The sequence below is a fragment of the Paenibacillus sp. BIC5C1 genome (genome assembly GCF_032399705.1).
Classification (GTDB): Bacteria; Bacillota; Bacilli; order Paenibacillales; family Paenibacillaceae; genus Paenibacillus; species Paenibacillus taichungensis_A.
This window is the reverse complement of sequence record NZ_CP135922.1, coordinates 1,431,728-1,444,811: the sequence shown is the minus strand read 5'-3', so window position 1 is coordinate 1,444,811 and position 13,084 is coordinate 1,431,728. Positions and strand designations below refer to the sequence as shown.

General features: G+C 47.2%; 7 protein-coding genes. 2 read left to right on the top strand and 5 right to left on the bottom strand.

The window, feature by feature from the left end; translation table 11 throughout:
* Window positions 1-114: 114 nt before the first annotated feature.
* The 3 genes from gltB to RS891_RS06435 all read right to left on the bottom strand — a co-directional run bounded on the left by gltB (window position 115) and on the right by RS891_RS06435 (window position 8,459).
* Window positions 115-4,713, bottom strand: coding sequence for a glutamate synthase large subunit (gltB, locus tag RS891_RS06445; RefSeq protein ID WP_315794817.1), 4,599 nt, complete (start codon window positions 4,711-4,713; stop codon window positions 115-117).
* A 674-nt stretch (window positions 4,714-5,387) separates the two neighbouring features.
* Window positions 5,388-7,670 (bottom strand): YhgE/Pip family protein, encoded by a 2,283-nt coding sequence (locus tag RS891_RS06440; RefSeq protein WP_315794816.1) that lies wholly within the window; start codon window positions 7,668-7,670, stop codon window positions 5,388-5,390.
* 207 nt (window positions 7,671-7,877) lie between these two features.
* Window positions 7,878-8,459 (bottom strand): TetR/AcrR family transcriptional regulator, encoded by a 582-nt coding sequence (locus tag RS891_RS06435; protein ID WP_090894209.1) that lies wholly within the window; start codon window positions 8,457-8,459, stop codon window positions 7,878-7,880.
* A gap of 357 nt (window positions 8,460-8,816) precedes the next feature.
* On the opposite strand from RS891_RS06435, the gene RS891_RS06430 reads away from it, so the two are divergent.
* Window positions 8,817-10,037 carry an MGDG synthase family glycosyltransferase gene (locus RS891_RS06430; RefSeq protein ID WP_315794815.1) on the top strand — a complete coding sequence of 407 codons (1,221 nt, stop codon included), beginning with the start codon at window positions 8,817-8,819 and terminating at the stop codon, window positions 10,035-10,037.
* A 277-nt stretch (window positions 10,038-10,314) separates the two neighbouring features.
* Here RS891_RS06430 and RS891_RS06425 read toward each other — a convergent pair whose 3' ends face one another.
* On the bottom strand, window positions 10,315-11,172 hold the full coding sequence (locus RS891_RS06425; protein WP_315794814.1) for a cell wall hydrolase: 858 nt from the start codon (window positions 11,170-11,172) through the stop codon (window positions 10,315-10,317).
* 130 nt (window positions 11,173-11,302) lie between these two features.
* On the bottom strand, window positions 11,303-11,911 hold the full coding sequence (thpR, locus tag RS891_RS06420; RefSeq protein WP_113051790.1) for an RNA 2',3'-cyclic phosphodiesterase: 609 nt from the start codon (window positions 11,909-11,911) through the stop codon (window positions 11,303-11,305).
* A gap of 189 nt (window positions 11,912-12,100) precedes the next feature.
* On the opposite strand from thpR, the gene RS891_RS06415 reads away from it, so the two are divergent.
* A complete protein-coding gene (locus RS891_RS06415; protein WP_113051789.1) occupies window positions 12,101-13,057 on the top strand; it encodes a D-2-hydroxyacid dehydrogenase in 957 nt (318 codons plus the stop codon).
* Window positions 13,058-13,084 lie beyond the last annotated feature (27 nt).

Sequence of the window (13,084 nt, the reverse complement as noted above, 5' to 3'; positions counted from 1 at the left end):
TGCGGGTTCTAATTTTGTCGAAAACCAAATAGGAGCTCTACAGCGCCGCATTGGCCGCCATAAAGCTCCTATTATTCTTAATACAACCCGTTCATGCAATCGGACAGGAATATTTTAACCTCCTGTACGTGCAAGTTCACGCATATTGGCTTCAAAAGCAGCCAGCAAAGCTGCCTCCCCGGTCAGGCCCGTTGCCTGAATCCGTTCGATTTGCTCGGTCATTCGTTTGAAGTCCTTCGGAATAACCCGAACAAATTGATCTACAGATTGCTGCCAGTTATCCAGAATGCGCTGACCCGCCTCACTGCCTGTGTTCGCAACATGACGTTGAATCATGCCTCGCAGATCTGCACTCTCAGAGACATCTTCGATGCGCTCCAAAAGTACCATTTCCAGATTACAACGTTTCAGGAATGTGCCTTTCGGATCATACACATAAGCGATACCTCCGGACATCCCGGCTGCAAAGTTACGACCTGTATCACCCAGAACGACGACACGTCCACCCGTCATGTACTCACAGCCATGGTCGCCTACACCTTCAACAACCACTTTGGCACCCGAGTTCCGCACAGCAAACCGTTCTCCCGCAATACCACGAATATAAGCTTCACCACTGGTTGCCCCGTATAGAGCTGTGTTACCAATGATGATGTTATCTTCGGCATCAAATGTGGCTTTTGGTGAAGGCATGACGATCAGCTTACCTCCGGACAACCCTTTACCTACATAGTCATTGGAATCCCCTTCAACGGTCAATGTCATCCCTTTAGGTACAAAGGCCCCAAAGCTTTGTCCAGCGGAGCCGACAAATTTGAATTGAACCGTATCTTCTGGCAATCCTGCTATGCCATATTTGCGCGTGATTTCACTGCCCAAAATGGTACCTACTGCACGGTTTACGTTGGTAATTGGAAGCACTGCTTCAACCGGCTGACCGGATTCAATCGCAGGTTGTGCCAATGGTAGCAACTGCTGCATATCCAGCGTCTCTTCCAATTGGTGGTTTTGATGCTGAGTACGGTAACGTGCAGAACCTTCTGGCATTTCAGGCACATGTAACAATACGGACAGATCCACACCTTTTTTCTTCCAGTGGTCTACAGCCTCTACCGTTTCGAGGCAATCGGTACGACCTACCATTTCCTGAATCGTACGGAATCCAAGATCAGCCATGATTTCACGAACATCTTCAGCAACAAATCGCATGAAGTTGACGACATGAGCAGGATCTCCCGTGTAATTTTTACGCAATTCAGGGTTTTGTGTCGCTACACCTACCGGACATGTATCCATCTGGCAGACACGCATCATGATACAGCCTAATGCAACGAGTGGTGCTGTAGAGAATCCATACTCCTCAGCTCCGAGCAAAGCTGCGATCGCCAAGTCACGACCATTCAGCATCTTTCCGTCTGTTTCCAGTACGACACGATCACGCAGATTGTTCAGCATCAACGTTTGATGTGTTTCTGCAAGTCCCAGCTCCCAAGGCATACCCGCGTGGCGAATCGAACCTTGTGGAGAAGCCCCTGTACCGCCGTCATAACCGCTGACGAGGATAATGTCGGCGCGACCTTTAGCAACACCAGCAGCAATCGTTCCGACGCCGACTTCGGATACCAATTTAACATTGATCTCTGCACGTGGATTGGCATTTTTCAAGTCATAGATCAACTCAGCCAGATCCTCAATCGAGTAGATATCATGATGCGGTGGCGGAGAGATCAGACCTACACCTGGTGTTGATCCACGAACCTCAGCAACCCAAGGGTATACCTTACGTCCAGGCAGCTGTCCACCTTCACCCGGTTTTGCTCCCTGTGCCATCTTGATCTGAATCTCGTCGGCATTAACCAGATAGTTCGATGTTACACCAAAACGTCCGGATGCCACCTGTTTGATCGCACTGCGACGAGAATCGCCGTTACTATCTTTAATGAAGCGAGCCGGATCTTCGCCGCCTTCACCTGTATTGGACTTACCACCAACACGGTTCATCGCAATAGCGAGATCTTCATGTGCCTCTTTGCTGATTGAACCGAAGGACATTGCCCCTGTTTTGAAACGGCGCATAATGTCTTCGACGGATTCTACTTCTTCCAAAGGAATAGCAGGACCGACCGGTTTAAGTCTCAGCATGGAGCGAATGGTCAGCAACTGATCATTTTCGCCTTGCACGAGTTTGGAATACTTTTTATAAAGTTTGTAGTCGCCCGTACGTACTGCATGCTGTAACGTATGGATCGTTTGCGGATTGAACAGATGCTCTTCTCCGTCGTTACGCCATTGGTATTCCCCGCCGGAATCCAGTACTTTGTCATTGCCATCTTTGTCCGTAAAGGCACGGTTGTGATGAGTCAATGCTTCGGCTGCCACTTCTTCCAGACCAATCCCGCCAATTCGCGAAGGTGTCCACGTAAAGTAACGATCAACGAAGTCCGATTTCAGGCCCACGGCTTCAAAGATTTGAGCACCGCGATAGGATTGAATCGTCGAGATTCCCATTTTGGACAATATTTTAATAACGCCCTTGGTAGCGGCTTTAATGTAGTTCTTCACGGCTTTCTCATGTGAGATGCCACGCAGTAGCCCTTGCTGAATCATGTCATCCAGCGTTTCAAACGCCAGATAAGGGTTCACCGCACTTACTCCGTAACCAAGCAACAAGGCATAGTGATGAATGTCACGCGGCTCTGCCGATTCCAGCAAAATGCTAACTTTGGTTCTGGTTCCTTTGCGAATCAGATGGTGATGCAAACCTGCTACGGCCAGCAATGCTGGAATTGCAGCATTCTCCGCGTCAACACCACGGTCAGACAGGATCAAAATGTTGTGACCTTTGTCAATGACACGGTCTGAAGCTTCGAAGAGCAGTTCCATCGCTTTGCGAAGTCCTTCTGCACCCTCTTTTGCTGTAAAGAAGATCGGAATCGTCATCGAACGGAAGCCCGGACGACGAACGTGACGAATCTTCGCAAAATCCTCATTAGAGAGTACCGGTGTATCCAAACGAATCTGACGACAACTCTCCGGTTCAGGATTCAGCAGGTTACGCTCAGGTCCGATCGTTGTTGCTGTAGACGTTACAATCTCTTCACGAATTGCGTCGATCGGTGGATTCGTAACTTGTGCAAACATTTGTTTAAAATAGTTATACAGACGCTGCGGACGAATCGACAAAACCGCCAGTGGTGCATCATAACCCATGGACCCTGTAGCTTCCATGCCTGTTGAAGCCATTGGCTCCAACACTTTGCGCAATTCTTCAAATGTATATCCATAGGCCAGCTGAAGCTGGGTCACGTTATCATGTTTTGGATCAGGCAGTTCCGGTGCATCCGGCAGCTCATTCAGATCCATCAGATGCTCATCGAGCCAATCCTTATACGGATTCTCGGCCGCAATGAGAGCTTTCACTTCCTCATCCGCAATGATACGGCCTTGCTCTGTATCAACAAGCAACATACGTCCAGGACGCAGACGATCTTTGTAGAGAATTTCTTCAGGAGCGATATCAAGTACCCCCACCTCGGAGGATAAAATAATACGGTCATCTTTCGTTACATAATAACGTGCAGGACGCAAACCATTACGGTCAAGAGTTGCACCAATCTGCAAACCGTCGGTAAAAGCCATCGCTGCAGGTCCATCCCAAGGCTCCATCATCGTGCTGTGATATTCATAGAATGCCTTTTTGGCAGGGTCCATTCCCTCATCTGTACTCCAAGGCTCAGGAACCATCATCATGGCCACGTGTGGCAATGAACGTCCGCTCAAATAAAGGAACTCCAGCGTGTTATCAAACATCGCTGTATCCGAACCATCCGGATTGATAACCGGTTTTACTTTCGAGATGTCGTTACCGAACAATTCGCTTTCAAACAGCGACTGCCGGGCATGCATCCAGTTCACGTTACCACGCATCGTATTGATCTCACCGTTGTGGATCATGAAGCGATACGGGTGAGCACGCTCCCAGCTAGGGAATGTATTCGTACTGAAGCGGGAGTGAACAAGCGCAATTGCTGATTCCACGAGATCTTCCTGAAGATCCAGATAGAACTGTCCCACCTGTTCCGTTGTCAGCATGCCTTTGTAGACAATTTTGCGACAGGACAAGCTTGGCAGGTAGAATGAACCACCTTCTGCTTCATCCGCGGAATAACGAATAGCCAGCTCCGCACGTCTACGAATGACGTACAATTTCCGTTCAAATCCCAATTCATCCTTAACATCTGCCGATCTTCCAATGAACACCTGACGTACATAAGGCTTCGCTGCAAGCGCAGATCGTCCCAGCATTTCATCAAACGTAGGCACATCCCGGAAACCCAGGAACGTCTGGCCTTCTTCTTCGATGATTTTCTTAAGGCTTTCTTCGTGCGCGCTCCGAATGACAGGGTCCTGTGAAAGGAACAGCATCCCTACGCCGTAGAAGCCTTGTTCAGGTAATGCAAAACCAAGACGGTCCGCTTCCTGTGCAAAATAGCGATGTGGAATCTGGATCAAGATACCGGCTCCGTCACCGGAATTCGGCTCACTGCCCTGTCCTCCGCGGTGTTCCATGTTACTGAGCATGGTCAGTGCCTGACTAACGATGTCGTGTGAAGGTACTCCTTTGATGTTGGCGACAAAACCCATTCCGCATGCGTCTTTTTCGAACTGCGGGTCATACAGACCCTGTTTAGGAGGTAATCCGATGTGTCTCATGGAACGCAACCTTTCTATAATGAAGTATTTCGGAAAGATCAAGAACATAGGCAACAAGCAACAATGAAACGGGAGGAACGGGCATTTTCAACATGAAAATTGCCTGCTGGATGAACGAGGGCGACAGCAATAAGGGCTGTCAATCTTATAAGTGCTGCTATTGCGGCAGGGGCCATCCATGAGATGAGCTGGTCCGGATCACCCGGTAAACAGCTTGGTATAACAACACGCAACCGCTGGCACGGCCGCTGATATGGAGCGACGTTTTTTGATATAGTTCTATTATTTTAACACCGACCTAACATCAGCGCAATTTAAACTTTTTAATACCTCTGATAAGAAATGTTTTGCAGTACAGCTTTAGTGTACTGATGCTAAAATTCATCTCTTTTTCGAATAATTATACACATTTTATGTCAGAGTACAACTAATTTTAATTGCTGACAAAAGAAAATCATTCCATATGTGGCCTGCGTTTAACCATAGTTGGGCCAATTTCTCATGTCTTGCTCCAGCGATTATCTTCATCCTTATGCATTTGTTTACAAAAAGAGTCTGCAGCCCATTTTCAGGTCGCAGACTCTTTGCACTATTTGACTACTATATTGCATAATTTTGATACTTGAGTTCAAAGTTTATTTTCACTATTCTGTCCTATTCCGGTTCAATTCGGCTTATGCCGTCACCACTTGACCGGATTCAACCACTTCGGCTTCTTTTTTGCGACGTCTGCCGCTCCAAAGGAAGAAAGCCAAGGTCAGCAGCACAGATATACCTGCATAGATTGACAGAATACCGACCTGATGCCACATCACATCGAAATTGCCACTGGATACAACTGCTTTGAAGCCCATGATGCTGTGCGTCATTGGCAGCCAAGGGCTAAACGCCTGAAGCCACGACGGAATCAGCTCCACCGGGAAGGTTCCCGCACTTGCTGCAAGCTGGAAGACCAATAACAGGATAACAACATAACGTCCTGGCAAGTCAAGCCAAGTTACGAGGGCCTGAACAATAAACATAAAGGTCAGTCCCGTAAAGATCGTGAACAGATAGAACAGCGGTACGCTGTGTGTTTCCAGTCCAAGACCGTACAGCATGAAGCTTGCCACGATTACGGATTGGATAATGCTCACAAAACCGAATACGAGCGTACGGCTTACAAAACGGTTCCAACCCGTTGCCCCCGGTACGGAAGTTTCCCGCATTTTCAAAACAATCGTTGAAATCAGCGATCCAACAAACAAACCGATGGACAGGAAGAACGGCGTCAACCCTGTACCGTAATTGCTCACGTTCTCTGTTGTATTCTCGGACGTATTCACAGGTTCAGCAAACATATTCACTACATCGTCCGTTTTCTTGACTTCTGACGTTTTCTGAGCCGCATCGTTCAGCTTGGTAGCCAGTTCGCTTGAACCGTCTTTCAGCTCAGTTAAACCGTCTGCCAGCTTGCCTGCTCCGTCACCGAGTTGTTTGGAGCCGTCCGTTAGCGAACTCACACCACCGCTCAATTTACCCACACCTGATTGCAGGGCTGTAGTTCCGGAGCCCAGTTGCTTGGCTCCATCTGCCAGCAATGTGCCTCCACTTGCAGCCTCGCCCAGCTTACCGCTGAACTGTTTCAGACCATCGGAGAGCTTCGCTCCGCCTTGGCTAAGCTGTCCAGCGCCCGCCAGCAATTGCTGCTGACCATCCACCAACTGGTTCGCACCTGTCAGAAGCTGCTCTTGGCCTCCATGCAGCTCAGACGCACCTGCTGCCAGTTGCTGATTGCCTTGGTGCAACTGATCTGCACCCTGCGCGAGCTTCTGTTCGCTCTCATGCAGTTGCTTACTGCCTTCAGCGACTGCTGCACTGGCTGCCAGCAGCTTCTGTACATCCTCACTGGCTGCCAGTTCAGGGTTGGATGCAGCAAGCTGCTTCAACCCGTCAGCAACGCCTTGAGCACCATCAGCAACCTTGCTGCTGCCGTCTACTGCCGATTGCAGGCCAGTGGCCAAAGTGCCGCTACCTTGGACTGCACTTTGCAGACCCTCGGACAGCTTCGCACTGCCCTGCTCAGACGACTGCAGACCCGCTTGCAGTTTGCCTGCTCCGTCCATGGAAGACTTCAGTCCAGTTTCCAGCTTGGCACTGCCGTCCTTCAACTGGTCTGCACCGCTCTGAAGCTGGCTTGTCGCCGCTGCTTGCAGCTGCTGCAAACCGGATACCAGATTCGATGTTCCACTTTCAAGTTTAGTTGCACCCGTATGCAGTGCATTTACACCATCACTTAATGGAGACAAGCCATCTTGAAGTTCCAATGTACCAGAAGCCAGCTTCTCCAGATTATCCTTGAGCTTCACAGCTCCATCATCCAGCTTGCCTGCACCGGTATTCAATTCTCCAGCGCCGTCTCCAGCTTCTGCCAATCCGTCCGACACTTCGGAAAACTTGTCGAACAGGGTCTCCGCATAGGATTCTGTCACTTTGGCCGAAACCTTAGCTTTCAGATCCTTGATGGCCGTCTTCCCAATCTGCGCACCCACGAAGCTGTAATTTCCATTCGGTTCGTAGATCAGATCAGCCGGCTGTGGCTTATCATCAAGCAACGTGGTTGCCTGGGATGAAAAGTTTTCCGGAATCGTAATTTGCATATAATACTTGTCGTTTTCCATGCCTTCTTTGGCTTGGCTGGCACTGACAAAGTCCCATTTAAAATCTGCATTTTTCTTCAGTTCATCAACGAGGTCACTACCGACATGCAATGATTTGCCTTCCAGCTCTGCGCCCTTATCAAGGTTTACAACCGCAACCGGCATTTCATCGACATGACCATATGGGTCCCAGTAGGCAGCCAAATAGATACCACTATATAGAATCGGTATAAATAAAATTGCAATAACGGGGATCAACACCTTCGGGTTTCTCACGGCCGATCCCACATCCTTGAAAAACACGGATAAAGATTTCATGTTATTTTCTCCCCTTGTTCTCTCTGCTTCCTAAGCAGAATAACCATAATGAAATTAATTTGATTCCTTCCGGAAAATTTACCGAAATACGAAATGACTATTTTCCTCAAACGGTCACTTTAGAGCAAAAAAACAAACCTGTCTTTCGACAAGCCTCACTGCCTTCAATCGTATGACTAACCCATATTATAGTAGAATAAATTCGGGTTACGTTGCAGCAGCAATTCCTTCCATTAAGAAAAGGCGAAAGTAATTCTTGATTTCCTCTTTGCTCAGCGGCTCATGTTGCTTGCTCCAATCTGAGGTAAGGGCAATGTACAAACGAATCATCATAAAGGCTACTACCTGTGGATCACAGTCACGAATCTCTCCGTTGTCTCTTGCCTTCTCAAGCTCCCGTGCCAGAAAATCGGAGATGACTTTCTCCACTTTCTCCAAACCTTCTTTGGCCTGAAGAGTTCCAAAATCCTTAAGCTCCTGGGACAATTTAACCAGCAAATCGTGATCACGGCGAAACTCCAGCAATGAATCAAGCACACGAAACAAATTATCAAAAAAAGCACTTTCCTGATGAACTTCACGATGAGCAATGTTTTTCATTTCCTGGATTACTTCCACCAAAATCTGATCAAACAATTGTTCCTTATTCGTAAAGAACGTGTAGATCGTTCCCTTGCCAACATTCGCAATCTTCGCTACCTGATCCATCGTGGTTGCCTTGTATCCAAACATGGCAAAAGACTGCGCGGCTGCATGAATGACCTGCTGTCTCCTGTCAATCGGAGCCATCATATCCCTCCTCATTTTCATTGATCGTCCTCTTTAAATGACCAAAAATACAATTCGGTCATTCGGTCAAAACCAAGATTACCACTCTCATCATCAGATTGCAACCCTAACATTAAAAAATTGTGTTAATTTTTTTTAACCGAAATGCAGTGGAAACTGCTTCTATCGTCGTCTATAGTGTATGATGACTCCAACAACACGGATTAAGACGAAGTTTTGATGTATCAGAACATTAACTATAGTGTAAATATGTAACGAATGAACATGATTTCCCGCTTCGCTGTATATTCTTGTAGTAATGCAACGTGCGGTATGACTATGAATGTTAAATTTAAATTGATGAATAAAGGTGAACTCATGCGAAAACCAAGAGTGCTCTTGTTATCCGAAGGTTTCGGCACCGGTCACACCCAGGCCGCCCATGCGCTCGCAAGCGGCATTAAGAAAGTCAGTCCACATGTGCATAGTCGGGTTATTGAGCTCGGCAAATTTTTAAATCCAACCATGGCTCCGCTTATTCTGTCTGCATACCGCAAGACGCTAACTGTTCAGCCTAAGCTGGTCAGTCTGCTGTATCGGACACAATACAACAAATCACTAAACGGATTTACCAAACTGGCCTTGCACCGGATTTTCTACACACAGACGGCTCAAGTCGTATCCCAATTGAAACCCGATGCTGTGATCTGTACTCATCCATTTCCGAATGCGGTCATCTCACGACTGAAACGCCAGGGACTTAATATTCCACTATATACGCTGGTCACAGACTATGACGTACATGCAACGTGGATTAATCCCGAGGTCAACAAATATTTGGTATCCACGCCACAGGTAAAGGCTCTGCTTGAGATCAGGGGTGTTGAGCCCTCTCGCATCCAAATCACCGGTATTCCTGTGCATCCTGACTTCTGGGAAGCAGGAGACAAGGTAAGCCTCCGACAGGAAATGGGGCTTCAGAACATGCCCACTGCTCTGCTAATGGGTGGCGGATGGGGTCTTTCCTTTGATGAAGAGCATATGAAGGCCCTCACGTCATGGGCGGATCGTGTACAGCTGCTGTTCTGTCTGGGAAGCAATGAGAAAATGATTGCCAAGCTGAAAGAAATGTCCTGCTTCCAACATCCGAATATACGCATTCTTGGGTATACCCGTGAGGTCAGCAAACTGATGGACGTATCCGATGTGCTCATTACGAAACCAGGTGGCATGACTTGTACAGAAGCATTGGCTAAAGGCTTGCCGATGTTATTCGTACCTCCATTGCCGGGACAGGAAGAAGAGAACTGTGAATATTTTGTACAAGCCGGATACGGCCAGGTGATTCACTCTGCTGACGCTATAACCAATCGCTTCAGGCATTTGTGTGAGCAGATCTATGCACCACGTGAAGCTGAAAGTCAGCTGAAATCAGTCCACAAATTAGGGAGCAAAAACACCTACGATCCAACCTGTTGTGCCCAGGCTGTCCATGATTTATTGTTCCCGGCCACAGCGGAAGTCACATCAGCGCCCAAGGAGCGCTTCACAGCCGGAATTGGAGCAACTTCGCTGTCAGGTACCCGAATCCCATTCTAGCAGCTCTATGACCCCTTCTAATCGTTCTACGAAGGCGTTTCATCTCTTAAAGACATGCATAAAGAAGGTTCCCCTCCATTAATCCGGAAGGGAACCTTCTTTTATTTCATTCATATTTCTGTATGATTAGCTGGTAAAAAGGGTAATTTAAATAACAAACTCTCATCACCAATCAAATTAAAAACGACGAAATAAAACTGCATTACAGGGCTTTTCAAGGTCTATGTAGCGAATACATAGTTAACTACCCTGCCTGTTTGCAGAATTTACGGGTCAATTACTTGTAAAAAGTATGATGCCCGATCGTTTTTACTTTTTTCTGGGAACGAGCCACTGTCAGATCGTCCGCAAGCGTCAATGACAAGAAATAATACGTATCATCGGCGACTTCCTTTTTCCCATTCAGTGCTGCATTAACCGCCTTGATACTGTCCTCATTAGGAGTAACACGTTTCAAGCGCCCGTTCGCTACAGGACTGAATTGAGATTTCTGGTAGATTACTTTGTAAATGGTATCGGGAAAATTGGCTGACCGCAGCCGGTTTAAGACAACATTGGCAACTGCCACTTTGCCTTCGTACGGTTCACCTTCCGCCTCTGCCATGACGATTTTTTGCAGCAGAAGCAGCTCTTTATCGGACACACTGTATGACCAGGTTGCAAGTTTCGAGTCTTCCTGGTTCAGGAGTTTGGTCCGTGTAAAGTAAAGTTTTTGGGGGGGAGTCGTAATTGCAGCTACCGCTTTGGCATGCTCTATCTTGGCCAATTTCAGAGCTGCTTCTTTCTTCGCTTTGGCCGCTGCTGCAGCTCGGGCCGCATGTTTAGCCTTGGCTTCTTTCTGTTCCTGCTCTTCCTGGGCAGCCGTCAGCCAGTTCTTGGCCGGAAGCGAATTGGTCCAGTTATCAGTCTGTGTAGACGCATCAGAAGATAGACTTGTCCCGTCTTCCGTCATGCGCCTGTCTCCGCTAAAAGAATTTTCGCTATTTTCTGCTGATGCCGCAAGTTCGGTCATCTGTTTGCTATCACTTGCCTCATTCCATTTTCCAGTCGCCTGAACGACGTTAGCCCCCACTATACATACAAGCAGCACAGATAACATCGGTGCCACCCAACGATTCTTGCTTATAATATCCATTCGAAGATTCCTCCTGTCGAAACAATTCCCTAATCTAAGTAACCACAAAAAAAGAATTTGAATAACGATGGCTAATATTACATAGGGAATAACGTTATGTCAATGTGATTTTATGTCATATCAATGAGTTTCAGGAAAAAGAAAACGTATCCACGACGTCATACATCGGCGCCTGACCTGGCTGTGTCACATAAAGCACAAAATCTTGGACCATCCAAGAATTAACACCTAAAAACTGCCCTGGAAGCACTCCAAATATCCCTTTATCTTCATTTCCTGGGTTTTGGCCCAGAAATTTACGCGCAATCGTAATATGAGGAGAATAAGGTCTTAATTCCGCCTCAAATCCAAGGGAAGAAGTTGCGCCCACGATCTGTTTTTGCAGAAGATGAAGTTGATCCGTTTCTCCCTCAACACCCTTCCACAACACCTTTGGCGCTTCTTCCAGACCAAACGTTCCCCATCCGGATAATTGCAGTTCAAAAGGCTGGAACCCGGCCGTTGCCGAACGCAGCGCTTTACGCAGATGTCCAATGTCACTTACAAGGGTATCTCCCAGAAATTGCAGTGTAATATGATAATCCCGGTAGTCCGTCCATTTGCGAAAATCAAGCTTTCCTTGCACCTGTTCCGCAGACATCCGAAGTAAATTCTGAATATGTGCCGGCATACGGAGTGCAATAAATAATCGTTCCCGTCGGGATGGAAGATCGGTATGTGAATGTGAATAGTTATTCATGGTATACACCTCTTCTAAAGTTCGTTTTATTATTTCACAGTCGTCTCTATCGTTTCAAGCTGGTTAAGTATAGAGTGACACAATTTTTGGGATTTGCACATGAGGCTGTATTCCTGCCTTTTACGCACATCGTCTTCTTTTCTGCTAAACTAATACCACAACTTATTTCAATTCAGGAGGCCACTAACTATGGGTAAAATTGTATGTTTCCCATCCTTGTCGACAAAGCAGCAACAACGCATTCTGGATGCAGCACCAGGTTATACACTTACGGTTGGCAAAGCCAAAGAGATTGACACATCGGAGTTAAAAGAAGCCGAAATTGTCTTAGGCTGGTCTCCTCTGGTAACCGAACATGCACTGAAAGAAAACAGCCCTTTAAAATGGGTTCAGGTTTGGTCCGCAGGTGTGGACAACCTTCCTTTCTCAGATTTGGAACAAAAAAACATAATGTTAACCAGTGCTAATGGCGTACATGCCATTCCCATTACCGAAATTATTCTGGGTATGATGTTGTCCCACAGCCGCTGGCTTAGACAAGCGATGCTGCACCAGCAGCAGGCGGAATGGAAATCCCCAGGCAAACCTCTTCCGGAATTGCATGGCAAAACAGCGGTCATCGTCGGTGTGGGCGAGATCGGATCAGAAACCGCGCGCATTCTCAAAGCGCTAGGCATGAACGTCATTGGAGTTCGGCGCTCCGGAAAAGACGTTCCAAATGTAGACCAAATGTACAATATGTCCGGCCTATATGAAGCACTGGGGCAAGGCGATTACGTTATCAATATTTTGCCACTCACAGATGAAACCCATCATATCTATAATCAGACTGCATTTGAGCATTTCAAATCCGGTTCCTGTTTCGTCAATGTTGGACGTGGTCCAAGCGTGAATACAGAAGCTCTGCTGGGTGCACTGGACAGTGGAAAGGTTGCCTTTGCTGCACTTGACGTATTCGAGGAAGAACCGCTCCCTGCCGATCATCCACTGTGGGGTAAGGAGAACGTCCTGATTACGCCGCACATTGCAGGCAGTACAGAGCAATACACCGAGCGGGCACTTGATATTTTCGTTCAAAATTTGGAAGCATATATCGCCGGAAGAACTCTCCCGCTCAATCTGGTGAATTATAGTCATAAATACTAAAAATTCTAGATGTTCCTATGTGAAATT

What these genes read in the sequence shown, in the direction of transcription:
- gltB (WP_315794817.1), bottom strand. Translation starts at nt 4,713, where the DNA reads ATGAGACACATCGGATTACCTCCTAAACAGGGTCTGTATGACCCGCAG.
- RS891_RS06440 (WP_315794816.1), bottom strand. Translation starts at nt 7,670, where the DNA reads ATGAAATCTTTATCCGTGTTTTTCAAGGATGTGGGATCGGCCGTGAGA.
- RS891_RS06435 (WP_090894209.1), bottom strand. Translation starts at nt 8,459, where the DNA reads ATGGCTCCGATTGACAGGAGACAGCAGGTCATTCATGCAGCCGCGCAG.
- RS891_RS06430 (WP_315794815.1), top strand. Translation starts at nt 8,817, where the DNA reads ATGCGAAAACCAAGAGTGCTCTTGTTATCCGAAGGTTTCGGCACCGGT.
- RS891_RS06425 (WP_315794814.1), bottom strand. Translation starts at nt 11,172, where the DNA reads ATGGATATTATAAGCAAGAATCGTTGGGTGGCACCGATGTTATCTGTG.
- thpR (WP_113051790.1), bottom strand. Translation starts at nt 11,911, where the DNA reads ATGAATAACTATTCACATTCACATACCGATCTTCCATCCCGACGGGAA.
- RS891_RS06415 (WP_113051789.1), top strand. Translation starts at nt 12,101, where the DNA reads ATGGGTAAAATTGTATGTTTCCCATCCTTGTCGACAAAGCAGCAACAA.